General features: G+C 62.1%; 1 protein-coding gene. It reads right to left on the bottom strand.

Annotation, left to right across the window (positions count from 1 at the left end; all coding sequences use genetic code 11):
- On the bottom strand, positions 1–560 hold a 560-nt coding region (locus ACR6JA_RS22575; protein WP_494599682.1), incomplete at both ends, for a hypothetical protein.

Here is a 560-nt window from a genome sequence, read left to right as displayed (position 1 = left end):
GGCCGCTGTTGGGGTCGTCTCGATCAGGCCATCGATGCCTTTGAGCACCAATGCCTGCAGTGCCGCCGGGTCCTGAACAATGCCAGCCTTGATCCAACTCGGCATCCCCGCCGGAACACTGTGAACCGCGAGCGGATGCAAGCTGCCGTCGAGGAACATGGAGTCGACCAGCACCTGCACATCGGAGTGATCGAACGGAATCTCGATCTTGGCGACGTAGTCTGGTGGTGGCGGCTCCCCTGTACGCGTGCCATCCAGCCCCAGGGTCTTCAGATAGCGGTACCACGCATCCTGCACCACGCGCAGCAGCGCGCTCTTGGATTCCAGCCATGTGGCGACCGGCAGGCCCGCGAACAAGCCTTTACCCTGGACGATGTCTGCCGCGTGCTCGGCAAACAGCGGTGGCAACGAGCGGTTGGCAAAGTGCATGCGCAGCAGCTCGCGCCAGAAGTCGACCGGGTTGCGAATTGATCTCGGCGCCAGTTGGTAGACATGCTCGAGAATGAAGTCCTTGGACTCGTTCTCGCCGCGCGCTGACTGCAATTCGGTCTGGTGGGCAT

The organism is Cedecea sp. B1(4), assembly GCF_059414925.1.
The sequence above is the reverse complement of the archived record's forward strand: the minus strand, read 5'-3'. Positions and strand labels throughout refer to the sequence as shown.